The organism is Pseudomonas sp. UM16 (assembly GCF_050312595.1).
In the GTDB taxonomy this organism is placed as follows: Bacteria; Pseudomonadota; Gammaproteobacteria; order Pseudomonadales; family Pseudomonadaceae; genus Aquipseudomonas.
This window is the reverse complement of sequence record NZ_JBNPJT010000008.1, coordinates 208,400-233,897: the sequence shown is the minus strand read 5'-3', so window position 1 is coordinate 233,897 and position 25,498 is coordinate 208,400. Positions and strand designations below refer to the sequence as shown.

The 25,498-nt window shown below is 58.7% G+C and carries 20 protein-coding genes and 2 tRNA genes; 10 read left to right on the top strand and 12 right to left on the bottom strand.

Features of this window, described 5'->3' with window-relative positions; genetic code table 11:
• Nucleotides 1-518: 518 nt before the first annotated feature.
• The 10 genes from ACQRAX_RS12005 (at nt 519) to ACQRAX_RS11960 (ending at nt 14,454) form a co-directional block, all read left to right on the top strand.
• Nucleotides 519-1,907: a polynucleotide adenylyltransferase PcnB gene (locus ACQRAX_RS12005; RefSeq protein WP_412040307.1), complete on the top strand. Its 1,389-nt coding sequence runs from the start codon at nt 519-521 to the stop codon at nt 1,905-1,907.
• Nucleotides 1,908-1,909: 2 nt separating this feature from the next.
• Nucleotides 1,910-2,386 (top strand): 2-amino-4-hydroxy-6-hydroxymethyldihydropteridine diphosphokinase, encoded by a 477-nt coding sequence (gene folK / locus ACQRAX_RS12000; protein WP_412040306.1) that lies wholly within the window; start codon nt 1,910-1,912, stop codon nt 2,384-2,386.
• Between the two features lie 250 nt (nt 2,387-2,636).
• Nucleotides 2,637-3,437: a 3-methyl-2-oxobutanoate hydroxymethyltransferase gene (panB, locus tag ACQRAX_RS11995; RefSeq protein ID WP_412040305.1), complete on the top strand. Its 801-nt coding sequence runs from the start codon at nt 2,637-2,639 to the stop codon at nt 3,435-3,437.
• Nucleotides 3,434-4,294, top strand: a complete 861-nt coding sequence (gene panC, locus ACQRAX_RS11990; protein ID WP_412040304.1) for a pantoate--beta-alanine ligase — start codon at nt 3,434-3,436, stop codon at nt 4,292-4,294. The genes panB and panC overlap by 4 nt, the downstream gene beginning before the upstream one ends.
• A 134-nt stretch (nt 4,295-4,428) precedes the next feature.
• Nucleotides 4,429-6,093 (top strand): glucose-6-phosphate isomerase, encoded by a 1,665-nt coding sequence (gene pgi / locus ACQRAX_RS11985; RefSeq protein WP_412040303.1) that lies wholly within the window; start codon nt 4,429-4,431, stop codon nt 6,091-6,093.
• Between the two features lie 92 nt (nt 6,094-6,185).
• The gene (gene acs, locus ACQRAX_RS11980) at nt 6,186-8,120 is read left to right on the top strand and encodes an acetate--CoA ligase (protein WP_412040302.1); all 1,935 of its coding nucleotides are present in this window, start codon (nt 6,186-6,188) and stop codon (nt 8,118-8,120) included.
• A 36-nt stretch (nt 8,121-8,156) separates the two neighbouring features.
• Nucleotides 8,157-9,026 carry an oxygenase MpaB family protein gene (locus ACQRAX_RS11975; RefSeq protein WP_412040301.1) on the top strand — a complete coding sequence of 290 codons (870 nt, stop codon included), beginning with the start codon at nt 8,157-8,159 and terminating at the stop codon, nt 9,024-9,026.
• Between the two features lie 125 nt (nt 9,027-9,151).
• Complete coding sequence (locus ACQRAX_RS11970) at nt 9,152-10,330, top strand: acetyl-CoA C-acetyltransferase (RefSeq protein WP_412040300.1); 1,179 nt, start codon at nt 9,152-9,154, stop codon at nt 10,328-10,330.
• Between the two features lie 79 nt (nt 10,331-10,409).
• Nucleotides 10,410-11,426 carry a class I SAM-dependent rRNA methyltransferase gene (locus ACQRAX_RS11965; RefSeq protein ID WP_412040299.1) on the top strand — a complete coding sequence of 339 codons (1,017 nt, stop codon included), beginning with the start codon at nt 10,410-10,412 and terminating at the stop codon, nt 11,424-11,426.
• 91 nt (nt 11,427-11,517) lie between these two features.
• Complete coding sequence (locus tag ACQRAX_RS11960) at nt 11,518-14,454, top strand: DUF748 domain-containing protein (protein ID WP_412040298.1); 2,937 nt, start codon at nt 11,518-11,520, stop codon at nt 14,452-14,454.
• 121 nt (nt 14,455-14,575) lie between these two features.
• On the opposite strand, the gene ACQRAX_RS11955 is transcribed toward ACQRAX_RS11960, so the two are convergent.
• From ACQRAX_RS11955 to tpiA, 12 genes are all read right to left on the bottom strand, one after another.
• Entirely contained in the window at nt 14,576-14,929 is a 354-nt protein-coding gene (locus tag ACQRAX_RS11955; RefSeq protein WP_412040297.1) for a BON domain-containing protein, read from the bottom strand.
• 259 nt (nt 14,930-15,188) lie between these two features.
• A complete protein-coding gene (gene pnp, locus ACQRAX_RS11950; protein ID WP_412040296.1) occupies nt 15,189-17,294 on the bottom strand; it encodes a polyribonucleotide nucleotidyltransferase in 2,106 nt (701 codons plus the stop codon).
• A 250-nt stretch (nt 17,295-17,544) separates the two neighbouring features.
• Complete coding sequence (gene rpsO / locus ACQRAX_RS11945; protein WP_010222985.1) at nt 17,545-17,814, bottom strand: 30S ribosomal protein S15; 270 nt, start codon at nt 17,812-17,814, stop codon at nt 17,545-17,547.
• A gap of 152 nt (nt 17,815-17,966) precedes the next feature.
• Entirely contained in the window at nt 17,967-18,884 is a 918-nt protein-coding gene (truB, locus tag ACQRAX_RS11940) for a tRNA pseudouridine(55) synthase TruB (protein WP_412040295.1), read from the bottom strand.
• Nucleotides 18,885-18,887: 3 nt separating this feature from the next.
• On the bottom strand, nt 18,888-19,286 hold the full coding sequence (rbfA, locus tag ACQRAX_RS11935) for a 30S ribosome-binding factor RbfA (protein ID WP_412040294.1): 399 nt from the start codon (nt 19,284-19,286) through the stop codon (nt 18,888-18,890).
• Between the two features lie 121 nt (nt 19,287-19,407).
• Entirely contained in the window at nt 19,408-21,912 is a 2,505-nt protein-coding gene (infB, locus tag ACQRAX_RS11930) for a translation initiation factor IF-2 (protein WP_412040293.1), read from the bottom strand.
• Between the two features lie 27 nt (nt 21,913-21,939).
• Complete coding sequence (gene nusA / locus ACQRAX_RS11925; protein WP_412040292.1) at nt 21,940-23,421, bottom strand: transcription termination factor NusA; 1,482 nt, start codon at nt 23,419-23,421, stop codon at nt 21,940-21,942.
• Between the two features lie 59 nt (nt 23,422-23,480).
• Nucleotides 23,481-23,939, bottom strand: a complete 459-nt coding sequence (gene rimP, locus ACQRAX_RS11920) for a ribosome maturation factor RimP (RefSeq protein WP_400170284.1) — start codon at nt 23,937-23,939, stop codon at nt 23,481-23,483.
• A 129-nt stretch (nt 23,940-24,068) separates the two neighbouring features.
• Nucleotides 24,069-24,145: transfer RNA gene (locus tag ACQRAX_RS11915), tRNA-Met, on the bottom strand.
• A 97-nt stretch (nt 24,146-24,242) separates the two neighbouring features.
• Nucleotides 24,243-24,328 (bottom strand) — tRNA-Leu (locus tag ACQRAX_RS11910).
• A gap of 19 nt (nt 24,329-24,347) precedes the next feature.
• Entirely contained in the window at nt 24,348-24,734 is a 387-nt protein-coding gene (gene secG / locus ACQRAX_RS11905; protein ID WP_412040291.1) for a preprotein translocase subunit SecG, read from the bottom strand.
• Between the two features lie 3 nt (nt 24,735-24,737).
• Entirely contained in the window at nt 24,738-25,493 is a 756-nt protein-coding gene (gene tpiA, locus ACQRAX_RS11900; protein ID WP_412040290.1) for a triose-phosphate isomerase, read from the bottom strand.
• Nucleotides 25,494-25,498 lie beyond the last annotated feature (5 nt).

The window sequence follows — 25,498 nt, the reverse complement described above, 5'->3', positions numbered from 1 at the left end:
CACGGCACCTGCTATATGTTTGGTACAAGAACAATAACAAGCACTGCAAAAGACAATAAAAATAAGACGAATCGGCTCACGCACAATAAGAACAAGACGGCGGAGGCGCAGCTAACTGATTCTTTTGGAGAGGAGTTGTATTTGGGGCTTGCCCCACAACCAGGCAGAGAACAACAAAAACTGCACTCAAGCAGGGCCTGAACTGGTTGGATCGCATGATCATTGCAACCTCAGCGACCAAAGCAATCCGTTTGCTCTTGAATCCCGGTTAGGGAGATCGTCCACAAGCTTTGCGTTTTGTGGATAGGGCACTCAACAAAAACAAGAAGCCCGGCAAAAAAATAATAAGAGCACGCAACTACTTCTTGGGGAGCTTCGGCTCCCCTTGTAGTTTCTCCCCTCGCATCACCCCGCTTTTGTTAGCGCCTACACCATCCCCCGAGTAAATGCTAGAATCCCCGCCCATCATGCGGCCATTCTTCGTTTTTGGCCGAACATTCCTTCAAACAGTGCATCCCATGCTGAAGAAGCTGTTCCAGTCGTTCCGTCCTCCCGTACGTGGTCCGCACCACAAGCGCACCACGCCTGAAGTGATCAATAGCGGTCAACACTCGCTGCAACGTGGCCAATTCAGTCGTCATGCGGTGAGCATCGTTGAGCGCCTGCAAAATGCTGGCTACCAGGCCTACCTGGTCGGTGGCTGCGTGCGTGACCAACTCCTGGGTATCACCCCCAAGGACTTCGACGTCGCCACCAGTGCCACCCCTGAACAAGTCCGCGCCGAGTTTCGCAATGCGCGCATCATCGGTCGTCGCTTCAAGTTGGTTCACATCCATTTCGGCCGTGAAATCATCGAAGTTGCTACCTTTCGCGCCAACCACCCGGAAAGCGAAGCGGAAGACAGCCATACCTCGTCGCGTAACGAGAGTGGGCGAATTCTGCGTGACAACGTCTATGGCACCCTGGAAGAAGACGCGCAACGCCGCGACTTCACCATTAACGCCCTGTACTACGATCCGGTCAGCGAACGCATCCTCGACTACGCCAACGGCGTACACGATATCCGCAACCGCCTGATCCGCCTGATCGGTGATCCGACCCAGCGTTACCAGGAAGATCCGGTGCGGATGCTGCGCGCCGTGCGTTTCGCCGCCAAGTTGAACTTCGGTATCGAGAAGCACACCGTTCAGCCGATCCGCCAACTGGCGCCGATGCTGCGCGAGATCCCGGCTGCGCGTCTGTTCGAAGAAACCCTCAAGCTGTTCCTCTCCGGACACGCTGCCGACACCTTCGAAATGCTCGTCGACCTGCAATTGTTCGATCCACTGTTCCCGGCCAGTGCGCAAGCGCTCGAAGAACACCCGACCTACACCCATACTCTGATCAGCCAGGCTTTGATCAATACCGACCTGCGCATCAAGCAGGGCAAGCCGGTAACCCCAGCCTTCCTGTTTGCCGCCCTGCTCTGGCCAGCCTTGCCAGGCCGCGCCCTGCGCCTGCAAAGTCGCGGAATGCCGCCGATTCCGGCGATGAATGAAGCCGCCCATGAGCTGATCAGCGAACAGTGCCAGCGCATCGCGGTTCCTAAACGCTTCACTTTGCCGATCCGCGAGATCTGGGACATGCAGGAACGCCTGCCACGCCGTAGCGGCAAGCGTGCTGACCTGTTGCTCGACAATCCACGTTTCCGTGCCGGTTATGACTTCCTGCTGCTACGCGAAAGCGCAGGCGAGGAAACCGACGGACTGGGCCAATGGTGGACCGACTATCAAGACTGCAACGACAGCGAGCGGCGCGACATGATCCGCGACCTGGGCAGCCGTGACGAAGGTGCAGGTGCCGGCCCGCGTAAACGCAAACGCAGCCCGAGCAAGCGCAAACGCGCCGACGGCGGTGCGGACGAATAAGCATGGAGCGCGTGTACATCGGCCTGGGTAGCAACCTGGATGCGCCGCAGGAGCAACTGCGTAGCGCCATCAATGCCCTGCGCGAGTTGCCCGCTACAACCCTGATCGCGGTTTCTGCTTTCTACAGCAGCGAATCGCTTTCACCGGGCCAACCTCGCTATACCAATGCGGTAGCTGCGCTGGATACCGCCCTAGCGCCCCTGGACCTGCTCGACTGCCTGCAAGCCATTGAGGCTGCCCACGGCCGCGAGCGCAAGGAGCGTTGGGGGCCGCGCACACTGGATCTGGATATCCTGCTGTATGGCGATCATCTGATCGATATCCCTCGCCTCAAAGTCCCGCATTACCACATGCAGGCTCGGCCATTCGTCCTCTACCCCCTGGCTGAGCTGGTTCCTGAAGACTTCGTGCTTGCCGACCAGCGCAGCCTGGCCCAGTTGCTGGCAGAGTGCCCGTTCGTCGGCTTGGAGCGCCTGTAACCGGGCTTTCCCCCATCCGGTAACGCCCGTAACAGCGCATTCGTAACAATGCGGTAACGGGGTAATTGACTTCAGCTCCCTCCCTCACGACTATAGGCCTCCCGTGGCGCCTGAGTGCCGCAAAAGGCGTATATAGGCCTGGAACAGGTCGTAACTAAAACACCACGATCGATGATGTGCTGTTCCAGAAGATGAATACACGCGTTGTACGCAGTCGTTTTTCACAGCGCCTGATTGAGGATTCCTTTTCATGCCAGATGTAACCCTGACCACCCTGCAGAGCCTCAAGGCCAAGGGTGAGAAAATAGCCATGCTGACCTGCTACGACGCGACCTTCGCCCAAGCTGCCAGTCGCGCCGGCGTGGAAATCCTGCTGGTCGGTGACTCCCTGGGCATGGTCCTGCAGGGTCATGACAGCACGTTGCCGGTGACCACCGCCGAGATGGCCTACCACACTCGTTGCGTGAAACGCGGCAATGAAGGCGCATTGATTCTCGCTGACCTGCCGTTCATGGCCTGCGCCACCACCGAGCAAGCATTCGCCAACAGCGGCGCGCTGATGCAGGCGGGCGCGCATATGGTCAAGGTCGAGGGCGCCGCCTGGCTGGCGGAAACCATCCGTTTGCTGGCCGAACGTGGCGTTCCGGTCTGCGCTCATATGGGCCTGACCCCGCAGACCGTGAACATCCTCGGTGGCTACAAGGTCCAGGGTCGCCAGGAAAACCAAGCTCGGCAGATGCGTGCCGATGCCATTGCTCTGGAGCAGGCAGGCGCCGCCATGCTCCTGCTCGAATGCGTGCCGAGCGAACTGGCCGCGGAAATCACCCAGGCGGTGAGCATTCCGGTGATCGGCATCGGTGCCGGCAGCGCGACCGACGGTCAGGTACTGGTACTGCACGACATGCTCGGCTTGTCGCTGACCGGCCGTGTGCCGAAGTTCGTCAAGAACTTCATGGCTGGCCAGAGTGACATCCAGGGTGCGCTGAGCGCCTATGTAGCTGCGGTAAAGGATGTCAGCTTCCCCGGCAGCGAACACGGGTTCAGTGCATGAACACAGTCAAGACCGTCCGCGAACTGCGCGCCGCCGTCGCGCGTGCGCGCAGTGAAGGCAAGCGCATCGGCTTCGTACCGACCATGGGTAACCTGCACAGTGGCCACGCTGCACTGGTGACCAAGGCCGCGCAAAGGGTCGATTTCGTCGTCGCCAGTATCTTCGTCAACCCGCTGCAGTTTGGTCCTAGCGAAGACCTCGACAAGTACCCGCGGACCCTCGCCGCCGACCAGGAAAGACTGCTTCAGGCCGGTTGCCACCTGCTGTTCGCCCCCACTGTCGAAGAGATGTATCCCGATGGCATGGACGGTCAAACCCGCGTCAGCGTTCCACAACTGTCCGAAGGGCTCTGTGGCGCCAGTCGTCCAGGTCATTTCGAAGGAGTGGCCACGGTCGTCAGCAAATTGTTCAATATGGTCCAGCCGGACCTGGCGGTGTTCGGTCAAAAAGACTTCCAGCAACTGGCGGTAATCCGCGCGCTGGTACATGACTTGAACATGCCGATCCAGATCATTGGTGAGCCGACCGTTCGCGCCGAAGATGGCCTGGCGCTGTCTTCGCGCAACGGTTACCTCAATGACGCCCAACGCCAGTCGGCCCCGGCGCTGTATCGCGTGTTGAGTGACATGGCGCACGCCATTGAGCAAGGTCAGCGTGACTTCCCGGCGCTGATTGCCCAGGGTCAGGCGCATCTGGCATCTGCTGGCTTTCGGCCAGATTACCTGGAAATCCGCCAGGCCCTAAGCCTGCGCCCGGCCACGGCTGAAGACCGTGACCTGGTGATCCTCGCCGCCGCCGTTCTAGGCAATACCCGCCTGATCGACAACCTGCACCTGAATCTCGACGACAACAAATAGCACCGTCGTCATTTCTGTTCAGATGGGACCACTCCCGGTAAAGCAGGCTGCATGCCTATAATTGGCATCAGCCTGCAAACCGGACGCTTTTTTCAGTGTCCAAGGCAGTTCACGCAATAAGGAAATCTGCAGCGATGGCGTATTACCGCACCCCTCATGATGTTACTGCCCTGCCCGCCTGGCAGGCGCTCCAGCAGCACCGCGATGCCATGCAGAACTTCAGCATGCGCGATGCATTCAATGCCGAGCCACAACGCTTTGAGCAGTTTTCCCTGAGCACCTGCGGGCTCTTCCTCGATTACTCGAAAAACCTGATTAACGGCCAATCCCGTGACCTGCTGGTCGGCCTGGCCAACGAAGTTGGCCTGCCAGAGGCGATCAAGGCGCTGTTTGCTGGTGAAATCCTCAACGCCTCCGAAGGCCGTCCGGCCCTGCATACTGCTTTGCGTCGCCCGGTAGGCGACAAGTTGAGCGTAAACGGCGTCAACGTGATGCCTGACGTGCACAAGGTCCTCAACCAGGTTACCGAACTGGTCGGGCGCATTCATGACGGTCTGTGGCGCGGTTACAGCGAAAAGCCGATCACCGACGTGGTCAACATCGGTATCGGTGGCTCGTTCCTCGGCCCTGAGCTGGTGTCCGAGGCGCTGCTGCCCTACGCCCAGCGCGGCGTCCGTTGCCATTACCTGGCCAATATCGACGGCAGTGAGTTCCATGAGCTGTCGGCCAAATTGCGCGCTGAAACCACCCTGTTCATCGTTTCCTCGAAGTCCTTCAACACCCTGGAAACCCTGAAAAACGCCCAGGCCGCACGTAGCTGGTACCTGGCCCAGGGCGGATCGGAAGCCGAGCTGTACAAACATTTTATTGCCGTATCGAGCAACAAGGCTGCTGCGGTGGCCTTCGGTATCCGCGAAGAAAACATCTTCCCGATGTGGGACTGGGTCGGTGGACGCTACTCGCTGTGGTCGGCCATTGGCCTACCAATTGCGCTGGCCATCGGCACCGCCAACTTCAAAGAGCTGCTGTCCGGTGCCTACACCATGGACCAGCATTTCCAGAACGCACCGTTCGAGCAGAACATGCCGGTACTGCTGGCCTTGCTGGGCGTGTGGTACGGCAACTTCTGGGGCGCGCAGAGCCATGCGATCCTGCCGTACGATCACTACCTGCGTAATATCACCAAGCACCTGCAGCAGTTGGACATGGAGTCCAACGGCAAGAGCGTTCGTCAGGACGGTACGCCAGTGAACCACGACACCGGTCCGGTGATCTGGGGTGGCGTCGGTTGCAACGGTCAACACGCCTACCACCAGTTGCTGCACCAAGGCACGCAACTGATCCCAGCGGACTTCATCGTCCCAGTGGTCAGTTTCAATCCGGTTGCTGACCACCACCAGTGGCTGTACGCCAATTGCCTGTCGCAGAGCCAGGCGCTGATGCTCGGCAAGACCCGCGCCGAGGCTGAAGCCGAGCTGCGCGACAAGGGTATGAGCGAAGAAGATGTGCAAAAGCTGGCGCCGCATAAGGCGATCCCCGGCAACCGTCCAAGCAACACCTTGGTGGTCGAACGCATCAGCCCTCGGCGCCTCGGTGCGCTGGTAGCGATGTACGAGCACAAGGTCTTCGTGCAGAGCGTGATCTGGGGCATCAATGCCTTTGACCAGTGGGGCGTGGAACTGGGCAAGGAGCTCGGTAAAGGCGTTTACCAGCGCCTGACCGGCGGCATCGAAGAGGCTGCTGAAGACGCTTCGACCCAAGGCCTGATCAACTTCTTCCGCAGCCGTCATCGCGGTTGATCCTGCTGCCCTGCCCCTGGTCGAACGAACACGACCAGGGGTAGCGGCTACACTGTTCTGACAAAAACTATCAGTCAGAACAGGACCCCGCCATGTTCGATATCAGCGCCCATCCCCACGCCGATGCCGTCAGTAAAGCGGCGCAACTGAGCCAAGCCGACTATGAGCGCCTGTATCGCCAGTCGATAGAAGACCCCGAATCCTTCTGGGCAGAGCAGGCCAAGCGCCTGGACTGGATCAAACCCTTCAGCAGCATCCAGCACAGCGACATGAAAACCGGCGCAGCCCGTTGGTTCGAGGGCGCTGAACTGAATGTCAGTTACAACTGCATCGACCGCCACCTGGCCACACGCGCTGAGCAAGTAGCGATCATTCGCGAAGGCGACGACCCTGGCGACTCCAGTCAGATCACCTATCGCGAGCTGCACGACAAGGTCAGCCGCCTGGCCAACGTACTCAAGCAACGCGGGGTGAAAAAAGGTGATCGTGTATGCATCTACATGCCGATGATCCCCGAGGCAGCCTATGCCATGCTGGCCTGCAGCCGAATTGGGGCAATTCACTCGGTGGTGTTCGGAGGCTTCTCACCCGACGCCTTGCGCGACCGGATTCTCGACGCCGATTGCCGTATGGTCATCACCGCGGATGAAGGGGTACGAGGGGCCAAGACCATCGCCCTGAAAAAAAACGTCGACCAGGCCCTGGGCCGTTGCCCGAACGTCAGTACGGTAGTGGTGATCAAGCGCACCGGTGGCACGGTCGACTGGAACGAGGGGCGTGACCTCTGGTACCACCAGGCGATTACGCAAGTCAGTGCTGATTGTCCGCCGGAACCGATGCAGGCTGAAGATCCGCTGTTCATCCTCTATACCTCCGGCAGCACCGGCAAACCCAAAGGCGTGCTGCACACCACCGCCGGCTACCTGCTGCAAGCGGCCATGACCTTCAAGACTGTATTCGATTACCGTGAGGGTGAGGTGTTCTGGTGCACGGCCGATGTCGGCTGGGTCACTGGGCATAGCTATATCGTCTACGGACCGCTGGCCAATGGTGCAATTACCTTGATGTTCGAAGGTGTACCCAACTATCCCGACGCCTCGCGCTTCTGGCAGGTGGTCGACAAACATCAGGTGAATATCTTCTACACAGCGCCCACCGCCCTGCGCGCCTTGATGCGTGAGGGTGACGGACCGCTGAAAAACACCTCACGCAAGAGCCTGCGCCTGCTTGGCAGCGTCGGCGAGCCGATCAACCCGGAAGCCTGGGAATGGTATTTCGAGGCGGTCGGTGAAAAACGTTGCCCTATCGTCGACACCTGGTGGCAGACCGAGACCGGCGGCATCATGATCAGCCCCCTGGTCGGCAGTCGACGCATCAAGCCAGGTTGCGCAACCCAGCCAATGTTCGGTGTACAACCGGTGTTGCTGGACGACAAAGGCAAGCTGATCGAAGGCCCCGGCAGCGGCATGCTGGCAATCAAGGCCAGTTGGCCGGCGCAGATTCGCAGTGTCTACGGCGATCACCAACGGATGATCGACACCTACTTCAAACCGCTCCCCGGTTACTATTTCACCGGTGACGGTGCCCGCCGCGATGCCGATGGCGACTTGTGGATAACCGGACGAATCGATGACGTGATCAATGTCTCCGGGCACCGTATTGGCACCGCCGAAGTCGAAAGTGCCCTGGTGCTGCACGACGCCATCGCCGAAGCTGCCGTAGTCGGTTACCCTCACGATCTCAAGGGGCAAGGGATCTACGCGTTTGTCACGCCCATGAACGGTGTGACCGCGGATGACGCACTGAAACAGGAACTACTGGCTCTGGTCAGTAAGGAAATTGGCAGTTTTGCCAAGCCGGAACTGATCCAGTGGGCGCCGGCCTTACCCAAGACCCGGTCCGGCAAGATCATGCGCCGTATTTTGCGCAAGATCGCCTGCAACGAGCTGGACAATCTCGGTGATACCTCAACCCTGGCCGACCCCAGCGTGGTCCAGGGCTTGATCGACAAACGCCTCAACCAGTAACCGGCAGCGCCAACGGCTGCCAGTATCAAGGTAGCCATGGAAACGATTCGCCGCCGCATCGAAACCCAGGTAATGAGCCTCACCGGCTTGTCCCTGGGTCAGCTTGACCTGGAAACACCCAAGGGCGATCCCGGTCTGTTCGGCCCACAGAGCATCAGTTGGCGTGTACACGGCGACTTCCCGAGCATGCTGGTGGGCGGTATCAGTGCCCTGCTCCTGCAACTGCTGCATCCTCTGGCCCTGGCCGGGGTTTGGGACCACTCCAACTTTCGCCAGGACTTGCTCGGCCGCCTGCGCCGCACCAGCCAGTTCATCTCCGGCACCACCTTCGGCTCCACGCGCGACGCCAACTGGCTGATCGAAAAAGTCCGCACCATTCACCTGCAGGTGGTTGGCAACGCCGCTGATGGCCGTCCTTATGCCGCCAGCGATCCTGACCTGTTGACCTGGGTGCATGTGGCTGAAGTCAGCAGCTTTCTGGCCGCCCATCTACGTTACCGCGACCCGAATCTGTCCCTCACCGAGCAAGACGCCTACTACGCCGAAATCGCCCTGATCGCCGAACGCCTGGGAGCCCGTAACGTGCCGCACTCACGCCAGCAGATCGCCGATTACCTACACGCTATGCGCCCTCAGTTGCACTGTGATCAGCGCAGCCATGAGGTGGTACAGGTGCTCCTCGATGCACCGGCGCCGAGCCGTCTGGCGCAGCCCGTGGGCAACCTGATGCTGCGTGCGGGCATCGACCTGTTGCCTGATTGGGCCAGCGATCTGCTTGAACTGCAGCAACCGCCCTTGCAGCGGCGTTTGATTCGCCTGGGTATTCACAGCACCGCCCCGGTGCTGCGCTGGGCCATGCGTGATGGCTCGGCGCATCGAGCGCGGCGGCGCATGGGTATCAGCTGAGTGCGACCGGGCTGTTCGCCATTGGCAGACGCCTGGGCATCTATGCCACCATGCTGATCTATCAAGGCTCCATTGGGGCCTGTGCCGTTCTGACACCAAATCGAATAACAGTGAGGACCCGCGCCATGCAAGATGTCGTTATCGTTGCCGCCACCCGAACCGCTGTCGGTAGCTACCAAGGAGCGCTGGCCAATATTCCTGCCGTCGACCTCGGCGCGGCGGTGATCCGCCATCTGCTGACCCTGACCGGTATCGATGCTGAACTGGTCGATGAAGTCATTCTCGGCCAGGTGCTGACCGCCGGTGCCGGGCAAAACCCAGCGCGCCAGGCAGCGATCAAGGCCGGTCTGCCTCACGCCGTGCCGGCAATGACCCTGAACAAGGTCTGCGGCTCGGGCCTAAAGGCATTGCACCTGGCTACCCAGGCGATCCGCTGCGGCGATGCCGAGGTGATCATTGCCGGCGGCCAGGAAAACATGAGCCTGGCCAACTATGTGATGCCGGGTGCCCGCACCGGCTTGCGCATGGGCCACAGCACGCTGATCGACAGCATGATCAGCGACGGTCTGTGGGATGCCTTCAACGACTATCACATGGGTATTACTGCCGAGAACCTGGTAGAGAAGTACGGCATCAGCCGTGAACAACAGGATGCCTTTGCCGCCGCCTCGCAGCAAAAGGCCGTCGCCGCCATTGAAGCTCGGCGCTTCGTCGAAGAAATCACGCCGATCCTGATACCACAGCGCAAGGGCGACCCGGTTGCCTTCGCCACCGACGAACAACCGCGTGCAGGTACGACCGCCGAGTCTCTGGGCAAGCTCAAACCCGCCTTCAAGAAAGACGGTACCGTCACTGCCGGTAACGCCTCGTCGCTCAACGACGGCGCCGCCGCGGTGATGCTGATGAGTGCCGCCAAGGCCCAGCAGTTGGGGCTGCCGATTCTGGCACGAATCAAAGCCTACGCTAATGCCGGCGTCGACCCAGCGATCATGGGCATCGGACCTGTCAGCGCGACTCGCCGCTGCCTGGAAAAGGCCGGCTGGGACTTGGCCGACCTGGAGCTGATCGAAGCCAACGAGGCGTTCGCCGCACAAGCCCTGTCCGTAGGCAAGGAGCTGGGCTGGGACGCCAGCAAGGTGAACGTCAACGGCGGCGCAATCGCCCTGGGCCACCCAATCGGTGCCTCGGGCTGCCGCGTACTGGTAACCCTACTGCACGAAATGATCAAACGTGACGTCAGCAAGGGCCTGGCTACGCTGTGTATCGGCGGTGGTCAGGGCGTCGCTTTGGCGATCGAACGCTGATCACTGCAGGAGGGGCCGCAACGGCCCCTCCGTTGGTTTGAACTGATAAACTGCACGTCCGCAAACCAAGGCTACGTGCATGTCCCTCTTGAATCAGGCGCTGCGCGCCGCCCTCGACGCCCGCCAGGGCCTTATCGCCGAACTGCATGCCCAAGGCACCGACTGCTATCGCCTGTTCCATGGTAGCCAGGAAGGCGCCAGCGGCCTGACGGTTGACCGCTATGGCCCGCAACTGTTGGTGCAGAGTTTCCACCAGACCCTGGAAACCAGCGCCCTGCTTGAACTGCATGCACTGGTAGAAGCGCATTTGGGGCTTGAACTATTACTGGTCTACAACGACCGATCCCAGGGCAATAGCCGCATTGATCGGCGTGACCCGGTATACCAGGCCAGCGAAATGGCCATAGCTGATCATGTCGGCCATGAGTGGGGGCTGAACTACCGTGTTCGTGGTCGTCATGCCGGACAAGACCCTCTGCTGTTTCTCGACTTACGCAATGCTCGCGGTTGGGTCAAGCAGCACAGCGCCGGTAAAAGCGTACTCAACCTGTTTGCCTATACCTGCGGTGTCGGCCTCAGTGCTGCGGCGGGCGGCGCCCGTGAGGTGTGCAATCTGGATTTCGCCGACGGCAACCTGGCGGTGGGCAAGGAAAACAATGCCCTCAACCCCGAGCTGCCGGCAATGCAGTTCATTCAGTCTGATTATTTTCCAGCGATTCGCCAGTTCGCTGGCCTGCCCATCAGCCAGCGCCGCGGCCACAAGCTGCCGCCGTACCCACGCCTGGAACAGCGCCAGTTCGACCTGGTGTTCCTCGATCCGCCAGCTTGGGCCAAGAGTGCCTTCGGCACCGTTGACCTGCTGCGCGACTACCAGAGCCTGTTGAAACCGGCGCTACTGAGTACAGCCGAAGACGGTGTACTGATCTGCTGTAACAACCTGGCCAAGGTCAGCCTCGACGACTGGCGCGAGCAAGTCCTGCGCTGCGCCGAGAAAGCAGGACGGCCGGTACGCGACTGGCAGGTGCTCAAACCGGCCAGCGACTTTCCGTCGCAGGATGGCCAACCACCGCTCAAGACCTTGATTCTCCAGCTCTGAATCAAAAAACCGGCACTTTCTGAGCTTTCTTCGGAACCGATTTTACGTGCCATACTCCAAGCTCTTCCGTTTTAGACAGACGACGCCGCACATGCCCAAAGGATTGAAACGCGCCCTCGGCGCCATGTTGGCCGCACTGGCCTTGTACAGCCTGCTTGGCTTTCTGATTCTCCCAGGGGTTGCCCTGCGTATCGCCAATCAGCAATTGGCCAACTACGCCACCGTGCCCGCACACTTGCAGCGTATCGAGCTCAACCCATTCAGTCTTGAGCTAACCCTCTGGGGCCTGCAGATTGGTGAGCAGGGCAAGGAGCAGGTGGGCTTCGAACGCCTGTACGCCAACCTGCAGCTCGACAGCCTATGGTCCGGCGCTTTGCACCTGGCCGGTGTCGAGCTGGAAAAACCGCGTACCGAGCTGCTGTTCGCCAAGGACGGCAGCCTGAATCTAGCACAGCTGTTCAAACTTCCACCCAGCGAAGCCAAGCCTGAAGAGCCACCAAGCGATCCATTCCCGGTACGTATTGCCAGCATCAAACTCATTGAAGGTTACCTGCACTTCCAGGACCTGCGCCCAAGCGAGCCGATCGAGTTTCTCTACGACTCGATGAATCTGGAGTTGAAAAACCTCAGCACCCTGCCCGAAGACAGCACCGACATGACCTTGGTCGCAATCGGCCCCGGTGGCGGTCGTGTCGATTGGAGCGGCAGCTTCAGTGTGGTGCCGCTTGCCTCCGAAGGCACCCTGAAAATCACCGACGGCAAGATGAAGGCATTCTGGCCTTATGTCCGCGATGCGGTGCCGCTGGTACTTGAAGAAGGTGTGGTCAACCTCGACACTCACTACAAGCTGAACCTGTCCAAGCAAACCGAGCTGCTGCTCGATAACACTTCGATCAGCATCGCCCCCTTTGCCATCAAAGCGCCGGATGGCCGCCCACTGGCGCGGCTGGCCCGCCTGGATGTCAGCGAAACCTCTATAGACCTGGCCAAACAGTTGGTTACGGTCGGCAAGATCCGCAGCGACAAGCTGGAAACTTGGGCAGCACTGGAAGCAGATGGCCAGCTCGACTGGCAAAAGCTGTTCGCCAGCCAGCCAGCCAAGGCTACTCCGGCAGAAAAAGCCGAGCCGGCCGCTGCTGAGCCGGACGCCAAGGAACAGGGGGCCTCCAGCGAGCCGAGTAAGCCCTGGCAAGTGCTCCTCAAAGATGTCCAACTGCGTAACTACTTAGTCCACCTGGCTGACCGCTCACAGAAAGCGCCAGTGGCGCTGGACGTCGGACCACTGAACCTCAACTTGCAGAATTTCGACAGCCTCAACCAATCGCCCTTCACCCTCAAGCTCGACACTGGTGTAGGCAAGCAAGGCAAGCTGCAGGCGGCCGGCGAAGTCAACCTGGCACCGATTACGGCCAAGCTCAACGTCAGCACCCAGGACATCGACTTGCGTGTCGCTCAGGCCTACATCACGCCGTACATCCGCCTGGAGCTGCGCAGTGGCATGCTTGGCAGCGACCTCAAGGTCAATCTCAGCAGCGTTGAACCACTGGCCTTCAGCATTGACGGCAAGGCGCAGGTCAATCAACTGCACACCCTGGATACCATCAAGGACCGCGACTTCGTCAAATGGCAGCAGTTGAACCTGGACAACGTGTCCTATCGTCACGGTGATGCCCTGAACATTGGCAAGGTCAGCCTAAAACAACCTTATGCGCGCTTCATGATCAATGAAGACCGCACCACCAATATCGATGACTTGCTGATCCCGCAGCCGGCCACGGCGCAAACCCAAGCCAAAGCCAAACCTGCAGCCAGCAGCGAGAAGCCATTGGGAGTGCGCATCGGCGCCATCGATATCAACGACGGTTCGGCGAACTTCGCCGACTTCAGTCTGACCCCTAACTTCGCCACCGCCATCCAGCAGCTCAATGGTCAGATTGGCACAATTGACAACCGCCAGCCGAAACCGGCCAAGGTTGATATCAAGGGCAAGGTTGATCGCTATGCACCCGTGTCCATCAAAGGTGCACTGAACCCGTTCGACCCGATGGCCAGCCTGGATATCGCCACCAGCTTCAAACGTGTTGAGCTGACCACCCTGACACCGTACTCAGGCAAGTTCGCCGGTTTCCGCATCCGTAAGGGCCGCCTGAACATTGATCTGCATTACATCATCACCCAAGGCCAGCTCAAGGCCGAGAACAAGGTGGTCGTAGAGCAGCTGCAATTGGGCGAGAAAGTCGACAGCCCGGATGCGGTGGACCTGCCGATTCGTCTGGCAGTGGCCTTGCTCAAGGATACCGAGGGTAAGATCTCCATCGAACTGCCGGTAACCGGTAATTTGAACGATCCGCAGTTCAGCGTAATGCCAATTGTCTGGCAAACACTGCGCAACCTGGTATTGCGCGCGGCTCAGGCACCGTTCAAGTTCATTGGCGGCTTGATCACTGGTGGTGATGCCCAGGACTTGGGTAGCGTGGCCTTTGCTGCCGGCTCCAGCGACCTGACACCAGATGCCCAGAGCGCGCTGGACAAACTCGCTGCCGCGCTCAAGGAACGGCCTGCCCTGCGCCTGGAAATCGAAGGTACCAGCGCCCAGAGCAGCGATGGCCCGCTGATTGCCCAGCAGCGTCTGGAGCGTGAGTACCAAAGCACTTACTACAAAATGCTTCAGCGTCGCGGTGACAAAGTACCTGCGCAAGCGTCGGACCTGAAAGTACCTGACGGCGACAAAGCGGCAATGCTTGAAGGCATCTACCGCGTACGTATGAAGCAACAGCCACCGGCTGAGTGGGAACAATTGGACCGCGAGCAACGCAGTAAGCAATTGCGCGATGCGGTGCTCATGTCCTGGGGTGAGAGCCCCTTGCTCTTGCGTCAGTTGGGGCAAGCTCGAGCCAGTAGCATCAAGGATTACCTGGTCGACAAAGCCAAGCTCGAGGATGACCGGGTGTACTTCATCGATGCTAGCCTCGGCCAGGCTGAAAGCGATGGTCGAGTGATTACGCCAATGCATCTGGATGCCGAATAAACAAGGCCAACTCCCCCAAAAAAGAAGCCCCGGCAACCAGTGCCGGGGCTTTGGGTGACCAAATCCTTTTGGTCTTTCGCATGAACCTTTGAAGGTCAGCGAGTCGGGACAAACCGTGACGTTAGTTGGATTTCAGGCCATCAGCCGAAACGTCTTTCACGCCTTTAATCTTCTTAGTAAGGGCCACTGCGGTATCTTTCTGCGCATCGCTCAGAGTGACATCGGAAGACAAGGAAACCACCCCTTTGTTGGTCTCAACCTTGATGTCAGTACCTGGAATGCCTTTCTCCGTCATCAGATCAGATTTGACCTTGGTGGTGATCCAGGTATCGGAAACATCTTCCTTGGCTTCGGTGACCTCGCCAGCAGCCAGCATCAGGGGAGTATGGGACGCCTGCTGAGCGGCGAATGCCGCGTTAGCCATAGTCAGCGTCAGGGCGGTGGCAGTAGCAGCAGCAATAGCGAACTTCTTCATACGAGACACTCCTGTTTTTCGAAAAGTCTGCGCCGTAAGTCCTGGCAGCAGGGGTATGTAAACTATTGCAGGGCCTGTGCCAGTTTTAGTTAATAAAAAAAACTCAACGAATCAATAGGTTAGGGCAAGCTGAAAAAACCTCGATCATGCAATTTGCAAGCCCGGACAAAATCTTGCGTGCAAGATGCAAGTCCGCAAGGACATTGTAGCGAACATAAAAAAAGGACCCCGAAGGGTCCTTTTCTTCAACACTTCCCGCTTAGACGCCGGATGCCTTGGCCGCAGCAACGTCTTTGATCGACAGTTTGATACGACCGCGGTTGTCCACGTCCAGTACCAGTACTTCGACTTCCTGACCTTCTTTGAGAATGTCGGTCACTTTCTCGACACGAGCATCGCTCAGCATGGAGATGTGTACCAGACCGTCTTTACCCGGCAGGATGTTAACGAAGGCACCGAAGTCAACGATGCGCTCGACTTTACCCATGTAGATCTTGCCGATCTCGGCTTCAGCAGTGATGCCCAGAACGCGCTGACGAGCAGCCTCAGCAGCTTCTTTGGTTTCACCGAAGATCTTGATCGAGCCATCGTCTTCAATATCGATCGAAGCCTTGGTTTCTTCGCAGATGGCACGAATGGTTGCGCCGCCTTTACCGATAACATCACGGATCTTGTCGGTGTCGATCTTCATGGCGATCATGGTCGGAGCGTTTTCCGACAGTTCGCTACGGGATTGACCGATGATCTGGTTCATCTGACCGAGGATGTTCAGGCGCGCTTCCAGGGCCTGGCCCAGGGCGATTTCCATGATCTCTTCGGTGATGCCGTTGATCTTGATGTCCATCTGCAGCGCGGTAACACCTTTGGCGGTACCGGCTACTTTGAAGTCCATGTCACCCAGGTGGTCTTCATCACCGAGGATGTCGGTCAGAACAGCGAACTTCTCGCCTTCTTTAACCAGACCCATGGCGATACCGGCAACCGGTGCCTTCATCGGTACACCGGCGTCCATCAGGGCCAGGGAGGCACCACAGACCGAAGCCATGGAGCTGGAGCCGTTGGATTCGGTGATTTCCGATACCACACGGATGGTGTACGGGAACACGTCAGCGGCTGGCAGCATGGCCTGAACCGAACGACGGGCCAGACGGCCGTGACCGATTTCGCGACGACCTGCACCGCCCATACGACCACACTCGCCTACCGAGAACGGCGGGAAGTTGTAGTGCAGCATGAAAGGGTCTTTCTTCTCGCCTTCCAGGGTGTCCAGCAGCTGCGCGTCACGTGCAGTACCCAGGGTCGCAACGACCAGGGCCTGAGTTTCACCACGGGTGAACAGAGCCGAACCGTGAGTCTTCGGCAGAACGCCTACTTCGATGTTCAGCGGACGTACAGTCTTGGTGTCGCGGCCGTCGATACGTGGCTTGCCGTTAACGATGTTTTCGCGAACGGTGCGGTATTCGATTTCGCCGAAGATTTCTTTGACTTCAGCAGCGGTCGGTTGACCTTCTTCACCAGCGAACTTGGCGATCACTTGCTCGCGCAGCTCACCCAGGCGAGCGTAACGGTCGGCCTTGACGGTGATGGTGTAAGCGTCGGAAACCGCAGCACCGAATTCGCCACGGATGGCGCTCAGCAGTGGGGTGTTCTCGGCCTTGGCAGTCCAGTCCCAGGTAGGCTTGGCGGCTTCGGCAGCCAGCTCTTTGACGGCCTGGATGACAGCTTGGAATTCGTCGTGGGCAAACAGTACAGCGCCCAGCATCTGGTCTTCGGTCAGCTCTTTGGCTTCCGATTCAACCATCAGCACGGCGTCGGAGGTACCGGCAACGACCATGTCCAGGCTCGAAGCAGCCAGTTGCTCGTAAGTCGGGTTCAGCAGGTAGCCGGTGCTTTCGTGGAAAGCAACGCGCGCGGCACCGATCGGGCCTTCGAACGGAATGCCGGAGATTGCCAGGGCAGCCGAGGTACCGATCATCGCAGCGATGTCCGGATCGGTTTTCTTGCTGGTGGAAACGACGGTGCAGACAACCTGCACTTCGTTCATGAAGCCTTCTGGGAACAGCGGACGGATCGGACGGTCGATCAGACGCGAGGTCAGGGTTTCTTTTTCGGAAGGACGGCCTTCACGCTTGAAGAAACCACCAGGGATCTTGCCGGCGGCGTAGGTCTTTTCCTGATAGTGAACGGACAGGGGGAAGAATCCTTTGCCTGGATCGGCCTGTTTGGCACCGACCACGGTCACCAGTACGGTGACATCGTTGTCGACGGTGACCAATACGGCGCCGGACGCTTGACGAGCAATACGGCCCGTCTCGAGGGTAACGGTCGATTGACCGAACTGGAATTTCTTGATTACCGGGTTCACGGTTTCCTACCTTCTTCAGTGGCTCTGGGGGAACTGGTTCTTGCGAATTCTTGGGCAGAACGGGGAGTCGGCCCCATTGACCGTCCAGATAAAACTAGAGGTTGGGAGCCTGCCCTGCCCTTGCGGTAAACCGCTCAGGCGAGGCAGACAGCCAACCTCATAGATACGCGCGGCGTGCTCATCGCTGCCGACGCCAGGCGTCGGAAGCGAAGAATGCAGCACGCCGTGCACACCACTGACCAGGCCGCTATTAGCGACGCAGGCCCAGGCGACCGATCAGGGCGCTGTAACGAGTGGTGTCTTTGCCCTTCAGGTAGTCCAGCAGCTTACGACGCTGGTTAACCATGCGGATCAGACCACGACGGGAGTGGTGGTCTTTGCCGTTGGCCTTGAAGTGGCCTTGCAGCTTGTTGATGTTGGCGGTCAGCAGTGCAACCTGCACTTCTGGCGAACCGGTATCACCGGCAGCTTGCTGGTATTCGCCAACGATCTTTGCTTTTTCTTCAACGCTGAGTGCCATTTGGCTTCTCCAAATCAAGGGAAACCGAAAAACGGTTTCCAATAGGCCAGGGACAAATCCCTGTATTAAAAAAGTGAGGCGTAACCGTGCCTATTAACAGCCATCCTCTATGCCACCAGTGCCAGGCCAAAGCCTGACACTGAAGGTTTCGATCATTCTGACCGAATCAATCGACGCGGCGCGATGCGCCCGTCTTCGCTCACTTCACCGATACCAATGAAGCGACCGTTGTGATCTTGTACCCGAACCATGCCGAACTTCGGCGCGTCGGGTGCTCTGACCGGTTGACCGTGCAGCCAGTAAAACGCACTGTGCTCGGAAAACTGCAGCAGAGGCCAGTCCTGCAGACCGCTGTCCGAGGGCATCAGGAAGCGATCGATCGCCTCGTTGCCGCCTTCGGCGTGGACCGCTTCGAGTTCTTCGAGGGTCACGGTCTGAGCCAGTTCAAAAGGCCCCGCGTGGGTACGACGCAGTTCAGCGACATAAGCGCCACAACCGAGTACCTCGCCGATATCTTCGACCAGGGTGCGGATGTAGGTGCCTTTGCTGCAACCGACCGACAGTCGAACACGGGTGCCTTCGCACTCGAGCAATTCCAAGCGGTTAATAGTAACAGAACGCGCCTCGCGCTCCACTACTTCACCTGCACGGGCAAGCTTGTACAGCGGCTGTCCGTCGCGTTTGAGGGCGGAGTACATCGGCGGTATCTGACTGATTTCACCACGAAATTGTGGCAGAACCGCTTCAATATCGGCGCGACCAACGGTCACGTCGCGGGTTTTCAGCACTTCGCCTTCGGCGTCACCGGTAGTCGTGGTCTGGCCCAATTGCATGACCGTCTCGTAACCCTTGTCAGAGTCGAGCAGGTATTGCGAGAACTTGGTGGCTTCACCGAAGCACAGTGGCAGTACGCCACTGGCCAGCGGGTCGAGACTGCCGGTGTGACCTGCTTTCTCGGCGTTGAGCAGCCAGCGCACCTTCTGCAAGGCAGCGTTGGAGGTGAACCCCAGCGGCTTGTCGAGCAGGATGATACCGCTGACGTTACGACGGATACGTTTGACCTGGGCCACCGCTTACTCCTTGGTGTCCGGGGTATCGGCGCCCTGGTGCTGGCTATCTTCGGCAACAGCACGCTCGATAAGTGCCGACAGATGGGCACCGCGAGTCACGCTTTCGTCATAGTGGAAATGCAGTTGCGGCACGCTGCGCAGTTTCATTTCCTTGCCCAATTGCATACGCAGAAAACCTGCAGCGGAATTGAGCACTTTCAGGCTTTGCTTGATGTCTTCAGCGCTGTCCTCGCCCATCACGGTGATATACACCTTGGCGTGGCCAACATCACGACTGACGTCGACGGCAGTGATGGTCACAAGGCCCACACGTGGATCTTTGACTTCGCGACGAATCAGTTGAGCCAGCTCGCGCTGCATCTGATCGCCAATGCGTTGGGTACGGCTATATTCTTTTGCCATTTTTGCTACCTGTAACTAAAGCGGCAAACGCCCGACCAGGCTTGAGCCTGACCGGGCGTTGCGTTCAGAGTTGCTGACGACCGCCTTGCGACGGGCGTTTCGCGCCTCCCATGCTCGATGCTTAAAGCGTACGAGCCACTTGGACCTTCTCGAAGACTTCGATCTTGTCGCCGACTTTGACGTCGTTGTAGCTCTTCACGCCGATACCGCATTCCATGCCGGCACGCACTTCGGACGCATCGTCCTTGAAGCGACGCAGCGATTCCAGCTCGCCTTCGAAGATCACCACGTCCTCGCGCAGTACGCGGATTGGACGGTTGCGGTAGACCACACCCTCGAGGACCATACAGCCCGCGATGGCGCCAAACTTCGGCGAACGGAACACGTCACGCACTTCGGCGATACCCAGGATGTTCTCGCGAACATCGCTGCCGAGCATACCGGTCAGGGCTTTCTTGACGTCTTCAATGATGTCGTAGATCACGTTGTAGTAACGCATATCCAGACCTTCCTGCTCGACGATCTTGCGCGCACCGGCATCGGCACGCACGTTGAAGCCGAACAGTACTGCATTGGAAGCCAGGGCCAGGTTGGCGTCGCTTTCGGTGATACCACCGACACCGCCACCGATCACGCGAACCTGTACTTCGTCGTTGCCCAGACCGCTCAGGGAGCCCTGAAGAGCTTCGAGAGAACCACGAACATCGGACTTGAGGACGATGTTGAGGGTCTTCTTCTCTTCCTGGCCCATGTTCTCGAAGATATTTTCGAGTTTGCCAGCGTGTGCGCGAGCCAGTTTGACTTCACGGAACTTGCCTTGACGGAACAGGGCAACTTCACGGGCTTTCTTCTCGTCAGCCACAACGCTCAGCTCATCACCAGCGTCCGGTGTGCCATCCAGGCCGAGGATCTCGACTGGAATCGACGGGCCGGCTTCCTTCACAGGTTTGCCGTTTTCGTCGAGCATGGCCCGTACACGGCCGTAGTTCGAACCGCACAGGACCATGTCGCCCTGACGCAGGGTACCGTCCTGAACCAGCACCGTGGCCACTGGGCCGCGGCCCTTGTCCAGTCGCGACTCGACCACGACACCACGACCCGGGGCCGAAGGAGTCGCCTTGAGCTCGAGGATCTCAGCTTGCAGCAGAACGGCTTCAAGCAGTTCGTCGACACCTGTACCCATCTTCGCCGAAACCTTGACGAATGGCGTGTCTCCACCCCAGTCCTCGGAGGTCACGCCTTCGACGGACAGCTCGTTGCGGATACGATCGAGGTCAGCGCCTGGCTTGTCGATCTTGTTCACGGCAACCACCAGTGGAACACCAGCGGCCTTGGCGTGCTGGACAGCTTCACGGGTTTGCGGCATCACGCCATCGTCCGCCGCGACCACCAGGATCACGATGTCGGTGGCCTTGGCACCACGGGCACGCATGGCGGTAAACGCGGCGTGACCTGGGGTATCGAGGAAGGTGACCATGCCGCGGTCGGTTTCCACGTGGTAAGCACCGATGTGCTGGGTGATACCACCGGCTTCGCCAGCAGCTACCTTGGCACGACGGATGTAGTCGAGCAGCGAGGTCTTACCGTGGTCAACGTGGCCCATTACGGTCACGACTGGTGCACGGGAGAAGGTCTCACCTTCGAACTTCAACGACTCAGCCAGGGAATCTTCCAGAGCGGTATCGCTGACCAGGGTGACCTTGTGGCCCAGCTCTTCGGCGATCAGCTGAGCTGTCTCCTGATCGAGCACCTGGTTGATGGTCACCGGGGTGCCCAGCTTGAACATGAACTTGACCACTTCAGCGCCCTTGACGGACATCTGACTGGCCAAATCGGAAACCGTGATGGTCTCGCCGATCTGCACGTCACGAATAACCGGACCGGTCGGGTTCTGGAAACCGTGGGCATTGCGCTTCTTCGGCTTGCCCTTGCCACGGCCACCGCGACGGAAGCCATCGCTTTCTTCGTCGGTGGTACGCGGAGCGGCACGCGGAGTTGGCGCCTTTTCCTTTTCCTTGACCTTGACCGAAACGCGTGGCGCTTCGTTACGGCGCTCGCCACCACGACGATCGTCGTCACGCGACTTGTCGTTGCGACGCACGTCGTCTTTCTTACGGTCGGCAACCGGCGCCGGAGCGGCGTCAGCGGTCTGGATCACCGGGGCCGGAGCCGGGGTAACCGGGGCAGCAACAGGTGCGGCAGTCGCGCCAGCTGGCTGGCGACGAGCTTCTTCTTCGGCACGCTGACGTGCTTCGGCATCGGCTTTTTCACGGGCAGCGTTTTCCACTGCACGGCGCTCTTCCTGCTCGCGTTTCTGCTCGGCCTGGATTTCTTCCGGGCTGCGCTGAACGAATACTTTCTTCTTGCGTACTTCTACGCTGATGCTCTTGCTACCGGCAACACGCAGGGTGCTGGTGGTCTTGCGCTGCAAAGTGATCTTGCGCGGCTCTTCCACCTTCGCCTTGTGGCTGCTTTTCAAATGAGCCAGCAAAGCCTGCTTCTCATTGTCGGTCACTACCTGACCGGCGTCGGTGTGCGGCAGACCTGCCTCACGCATCTGCTGCAGCAGGCGCTCTACCGGTGCAGCGACCTCTTGGGCCAATTCTTTCACCGTGACTTGCGTCATGCACTTCTCTCCTCAGGCCGCGCCTAATTACTCGAACCAATGGGCTCGGGCGGCCATGATCAACTTGCCGGCACGCTCTTGGTCGATGCCGTCGATGTCGAGCAGGTCATCAATCGACTGCTCGGCCAGGTCTTCGCGGGTAACTACGCCGCGCACCGCCAGTTCCATCGCCAAATCCTTGTCCATACCCTCAAGCGAGAGCAGGTCTTCGGCCGGATGGGCGTCTGCCAGCTTTTCCTCAGTAGCGATGGCTTTGGTCAACAAGCGATCCTTGGCACGAGCACGAAGCTCATTGACGATGTCTTCGTCAAAGCCGTCGATGTTGAGCATTTCTTCCAACGGTACGTAGGCAATCTCTTCCAGGCTGGTGAAGCCTTCATCGACCAGTACCTGTGCCAGTTCTTCGTCGACTTCCAGCTCGTCGATGAAGTTGCGCAGGATGTCACCGGTTTCAGCTTGCTGCTTGGCCTGGATGTCCGATTCGGTCATCACGTTCAGGGTCCAGCCGGTCAACTGGCTGGCAAGACGCACGTTCTGGCCACCACGGCCAATCGCTTGAGCCAGATTGTCGGCTCCCACGGCGATGTCCATGGCGTGGGCATCTTCATCGACGATGATCGCCGCGACTTCAGCCGGCGACATTGCGTTGATGACGAACTGTGCCGGGTTGTCGTCCCAGAGGACGATATCCACACGTTCGCCGCCCAGTTCACCGGACACTGCCTGGACACGCGAACCGCGCATGCCGATACAGGCACCTTGCGGGTCGATGCGTTTGTCCTTGGAGCGTACGGCGATTTTGGCACGCGAACCCGGATCACGGGACGCGGCCATGACTTCGATAAGGCCCTCGGCGATTTCCGGCACTTCGATGCGGAACAGTTCGATCAGCATCTGTGGCGCGGTACGCGACAGGATCAGCTGCGGGCCACGGTTCTCGGTGCGGATTTCCTTGAGCAGTGCACGCAGGCGCACGCCGACACGGAAAGTCTCGCGAGAGATGATGTCTTCACGGGCCAGCAACGCCTCGGCGTTATTGCCCAGGTCAACGATGACGTTGTCACGGGTGACCTTTTTGACGGTACCAGAGATGATCTCGCCCAGGCGCTCGCGGTAAGCATCTACCACTTGCGCGCGCTCGGCTTCACGGACCTTCTGGACGATGACTTGCTTGGCGGTCTGGGCAGCAATGCGGCCGAACTCGATCGATTCGATCTTCTCTTCGATCACGTCGCCGACCTTGGCTTCAGGATGGGTTTCCTGAATCTTGGCAGGCCAGACTTCGATTGCTGGATCATCCAGATCCGCTTCTTCGACGACCGTCCAGCGACGGAAGGTTTCGTAGCTACCGGTGTGGCGGTTGATTTCCACACGCAGGTCTACTTCGTCGTCAAAACGTTTTTTGGTTGCAGTGGCCAGAGCCACTTCCAGCGCTTCAAAAATTACGCTGGCCGGTACGCCTTTTTCGTTGGATACCGACTCAACAACCAGCAGTACTTCTTTGCTCATCGTACGCCTCGCCTTTCGCAAGCCATTGGATCCGCGCGGTCCGCGGGACCCGGCACGTCTCAGTCAAAACTGGGAATAATGTTGGCCTTGTCGATCGAATCGATCGGCAACAGAAACTCTTGGTTGTCTACCTGAACAACCACATCCTGTTCCTCCACGCCACGGAGAAGGCCCTGAAAGTTACGACGACCTTCAAAGGGCGTACGCAGCTTGATCTTCACTTGTTCGCCGGCATGCGAAGCAAACTGTTCCAAAGTGAACAGTGGGCGTTCCATGCCAGGAGAGGACACTTCAAGGGTGTACTCAGAACTGATCGGATCTTCGACATCGAGAACACCGCTGATCTGACGACTGACAATCGCGCAGTCATCAACCAGGATTCCATCCTCTTTATCGATATAGATACGCAGTACCGAATGTTTGCCTTGAGAGATGAATTCGATCCCCCAGCATTGATAGCCAAGAGCCTCGACCACCGGGGCCAACAAGGCCTGCAACTGTTCTAGCTTGCTCGACACCTGAACCCCCTCGTGCATGCTATGCAAATAAAAAATGGGCAAAGCGCCCATCCCTGATACGCCGTTGAATACCGGCGTTATGACTGTTCAGCCAAGAAAAAGCCCCTGCAAAAGGGGCTCCGCTGAAACTGGTTGCGGGGGCTGGATTTGAACCAACGACCTTCGGGTTATGAGCCCGACGAGCTACCAGACTGCTCCACCCCGCGACAAAGCTGGGGCGAAAGTATACGACCGAACCCTATTAGGGTCAATCTAACCTCCACCTACAAGAAAGCCCGCTGTAGCGGGCTGTCTTGTTTCAATTGGTACCGAGAAGGGGACTCGAACCCCTACACCCTATGGGCACAACCACCTCAAGGTTGCGTGTCTACCAATTCCACCACCTCGGCAATACTACTTTGAAACCCGTTACTTCTGCTCTTGAGCGGGAGGAACATCGCCAGTATTAGTGGCTTCGCTCTTCTGCTCCTGGAGCACCGGTACATCATCTGTTGCCGGCTTTTGCTGCTTCACTTCCAATACCGCTGGATCTGGCAACCCTACTTGAGTCAGCTCATGAGCTTTCTCTTTAGCAAAGTATCCTAACCCAAGAGCAGTTAAGAAGAAAGAGGCAGCTAGTATAGCAGTAAACTTACTCAGAAAGGTAGCAGAACCTTGGCTTCCGAACACAGTATTTGAAGCACCTGCGCCGAAAGATGCACCCGCTTCCGCACCTTTACCCTGTTGCAGCAACACCAGCACTACCAAACCCAGTGCGCCCAACAGATGAAAAACTACAACGACTGTTTCCAGCATTTTTCAGTTTCCTGCGGCGCGACAAATTGCACCGAATTCGTCTGCATTCAGGGAAGCCCCACCAATCAGGCCCCCATCGATATCCGGCATGCCGAACAGCTCAGCCGCATTGGCCGCCTTCACGCTGCCGCCGTATAGAAGCTGCACATTCTGTGCAACTTCGGCATTCTCTGCCGCCAACTGGGCGCGGATGGCTGCATGCACATCCTGCGCTTGCTGTGGCGAGGCCGTCAGCCCTGTACCAATGGCCCATACAGGCTCATAAGCAATCACCGCATTGGCGAAGGCCTCAACACCGAAAGTTTCGATGATGCTGCCCAACTGACGCCCGACAATTTCAAGCGTTTTACCTGCTTCGCGCTCTTCGAGGGTTTCCCCTACACAGAGCACCGGCTTCAAACCACAAGCCTGTGCTGCAGCGAACTTGCGATTGAGGACCTGGTCGTTCTCGCCAATGATCTGGCGACGCTCCGAGTGCCCAATCAATACCAGCCCGCAACCTGCATCAACCAACTGACTCGGTGCAATCTCACCGGTCAGCGCGCCTTGTGCAGGCTCTACCGCAGAATTCTGAGCGCCAACGGTGATCGACTTACCTTCTAGCCCATCAACCACTTGGCTGATGTACAACGAAGGAGGAAACACCGCGACCTCAACACCGCTCGGCAAGGCTAGATTACTCAAGCCATTGATCAGCTCAGCGACGCTGGCGCGGGTACCGTGCATCTTCCAGTTACCAGCTACCATAGGGCGACGCATGCTGT

Bases quoted from the DNA above. Each gene is read 5' to 3' on its own strand.
- ACQRAX_RS12005 (WP_412040307.1), top strand. From the start codon at position 519: ATGCTGAAGAAGCTGTTCCAGTCGTTCCGTCCTCCCGTACGTGGTCCG.
- folK (WP_412040306.1), top strand. From the start codon at position 1,910: ATGGAGCGCGTGTACATCGGCCTGGGTAGCAACCTGGATGCGCCGCAG.
- panB (WP_412040305.1), top strand. From the start codon at position 2,637: ATGCCAGATGTAACCCTGACCACCCTGCAGAGCCTCAAGGCCAAGGGT.
- panC (WP_412040304.1), top strand. From the start codon at position 3,434: ATGAACACAGTCAAGACCGTCCGCGAACTGCGCGCCGCCGTCGCGCGT.
- pgi (WP_412040303.1), top strand. From the start codon at position 4,429: ATGGCGTATTACCGCACCCCTCATGATGTTACTGCCCTGCCCGCCTGG.
- acs (WP_412040302.1), top strand. From the start codon at position 6,186: ATGTTCGATATCAGCGCCCATCCCCACGCCGATGCCGTCAGTAAAGCG.
- ACQRAX_RS11975 (WP_412040301.1), top strand. From the start codon at position 8,157: ATGGAAACGATTCGCCGCCGCATCGAAACCCAGGTAATGAGCCTCACC.
- ACQRAX_RS11970 (WP_412040300.1), top strand. From the start codon at position 9,152: ATGCAAGATGTCGTTATCGTTGCCGCCACCCGAACCGCTGTCGGTAGC.
- ACQRAX_RS11965 (WP_412040299.1), top strand. From the start codon at position 10,410: ATGTCCCTCTTGAATCAGGCGCTGCGCGCCGCCCTCGACGCCCGCCAG.
- ACQRAX_RS11960 (WP_412040298.1), top strand. From the start codon at position 11,518: ATGCCCAAAGGATTGAAACGCGCCCTCGGCGCCATGTTGGCCGCACTG.
- ACQRAX_RS11955 (WP_412040297.1), bottom strand. From the start codon at position 14,929: ATGAAGAAGTTCGCTATTGCTGCTGCTACTGCCACCGCCCTGACGCTG.
- rpsO (WP_010222985.1), bottom strand. From the start codon at position 17,814: ATGGCACTCAGCGTTGAAGAAAAAGCAAAGATCGTTGGCGAATACCAG.
- rbfA (WP_412040294.1), bottom strand. From the start codon at position 19,286: ATGGCAAAAGAATATAGCCGTACCCAACGCATTGGCGATCAGATGCAG.
- infB (WP_412040293.1), bottom strand. From the start codon at position 21,912: ATGACGCAAGTCACGGTGAAAGAATTGGCCCAAGAGGTCGCTGCACCG.
- nusA (WP_412040292.1), bottom strand. From the start codon at position 23,421: ATGAGCAAAGAAGTACTGCTGGTTGTTGAGTCGGTATCCAACGAAAAA.
- secG (WP_412040291.1), bottom strand. From the start codon at position 24,734: ATGCTGGAAACAGTCGTTGTAGTTTTTCATCTGTTGGGCGCACTGGGT.
- tpiA (WP_412040290.1), bottom strand. From the start codon at position 25,493: ATGCGTCGCCCTATGGTAGCTGGTAACTGGAAGATGCACGGTACCCGC.